Genomic DNA, 2,031 nt, shown 5'->3' with positions numbered 1-2,031 from the left:
TGGTGCACCACGACAACCAGCACCTGCTCACCAGGAGCAGCACGGAACAACCAAGCACGGATCGGCACTTCGGACGACAGGTCGAACGCGTACCGCGTGGCGCCGTCGATGGCGCCGGCTAGATCGGCCGGTCCGTCCGCGGTGGCGGGCAGGTCGACGATGTGGAGCTGCCATGCGACGTCCGCGAGGTCGAGGACCCGCTGGTACGGCTCGCCCTCGGCCACCCCGAACACCGTCCGGAGCACTTCGTGGCGGCCGATGACGTCCCGCAGCGCGGCATCCAGCGCCCCGGTGTCCACCCGGCCCGAAAGGCGCAGGGCCGTCGGGATGTTGTACGTGGGGCTGGGCCCCTGGAGCTGCTCGATGAACCACAGGCGGCGCTGCGCGAATGACAACGGAAACATCAGGAATCCCCCTGGTTACGCATGGGCCGCAACGCCGGCCGAGCTGACTTCTTCTTTCCAAGCTGCTGTGCGAGCCCTGCCACCGTCGGCGTCTCGAACAGCGCCCCGATGCTCAACTCCAGACCGAGTGCCACCCGGATGCGGCTCACCAGCCGGACGGCCAACAGGGAGTGCCCGCCAAGGGCGAAGAAGTCGTCGTCGACTCCGACCTCCTTCACCCCGAGGACCTGGGCGAACGCCTCGCACAGGGCCTCTTCCTCGGGGGTCGACGGGCCCCTGCCGGAGCCCGCCGTGACGGCGTATTCCGGGGCGGGCAGCGCCTTGCGATCCAGCTTCCCGTTCACCGTCAGCGGCAGCGCGTCCAGGACCACGACCGCGGCCGGAACCATATAGCCGGGCAGGCGCTCAGCGGCGAACCTCCGTGCCGCTTCGGGCATCCCGTCGTCCACGGTCCCGTCCGGGGCCTCGGCGGCCACCACATAGGCAACCAGACGCTTGTCACCAGGGATGTCCTCACGCACGACCACCGACACCTGGGCAAGCTGCGGGCAAGCGGCCAGCACGGCCTCGACCTCACCGGTCTCGATCCGGAAACCCCGGACCTTCACCTGGTCATCCGCCCGGCCCACGAACTCGAGCACTCCACCGGCGGTCCGCCGCACCACGTCACCCGTGCGATACATCCGCTCACCGGACCCCGTGTAGGGGGAGGCCACAAACCGATCCGCAGTCAGCGCACGGCGGCTCAGGTAGCCACGGGCCAGACCCGCCCCTGCCACATACAGCTCACCAGGCACCCCGACGGGGACCGGCTGGAGCCGCCGGTCGAGCACGTACAGCCGCAGATCAGGAATCCCCCGGCCGATGACACTCGGCGCACCCTCCACGGCCGCGGCCGTGTCCAACGGCGCGTGTGTGACGTGCACGGTGGTCTCGGTGATGCCGTACATGTTGACCAGCCGCGGCGCGTCCTGCGGGTGACGGGCGTACCACTCCCGCAGCCGGGCCGGGTCAAGAGCCTCGCCGCCGAACACCACGGTACGCAGCGCAAGTTCCTGCCCCGGCTGCAACTCCTGCGCCTCGGCCTGCATGAGCTGGTAGAACGCCGACGGGGTCTGGTTGAGAACGGTCACCCGCTCACGGACCAGCAGCCGCAGGAAGTCCTGGGGGGAACGCGACACCTCGAACGGGACGACCACCAAGCGCCCGCCGTACAGCAACGCGCCCCACAGCTCCCACACGGAGAAGTCGAACGCGAACGAATGGAACCACGTCCAGACATCGGTGGCCCCAAACTCGAACCAGTGCTCGGTCGCCGCGAAAAGCCGCGTCACGTTCGCGTGCGTGACCACCACGCCCTTGGGCCGGCCCGTCGACCCCGAGGTGTAGATCACATACGCGGGGTGCGCGTCCAGCAGTGCCCCACTCCGCTCCGCATCCGACAGCGGCGAGGCGTCCAAAGCCGCCAACTCCCCGGCCACGAACGGCTCGTCAAGCACGATCTGCTGCAGCCCCCCGGGCAGCAGGCCGGTCTGCGCCCGGCCGGTCACCACCACCGCAGCAGCCGCATCCTCCAGAACGAAAGTGATCCGCTCTGCGGGGTAGGCCGGGTCGACGGGCAGATAGG

General features: G+C 69.4%; 2 protein-coding genes. Both read right to left on the bottom strand.

Features of this window, described 5'->3' with window-relative positions; genetic code table 11:
* The coding region (locus HNR57_RS40515; protein WP_221343547.1) for a condensation domain-containing protein at positions 1 to 404 on the bottom strand (404 nt) is incomplete at its 3' end.
* Positions 404 to 2,031, bottom strand: a 1,628-nt coding sequence (locus HNR57_RS39085) for an amino acid adenylation domain-containing protein (RefSeq protein ID WP_184568189.1), incomplete at its 5' end; no start/stop codon positions are given. The genes HNR57_RS40515 and HNR57_RS39085, both read right to left, overlap by 1 nt.

The organism is Streptomyces paradoxus (assembly GCF_014202475.1).
Lineage (GTDB): Bacteria > Actinomycetota > Actinomycetes > Streptomycetales > Streptomycetaceae > Streptomyces > Streptomyces paradoxus.
Note: the sequence above shows the minus strand (reverse complement) of the source record. Positions and strands in the feature narration are given on the sequence as shown.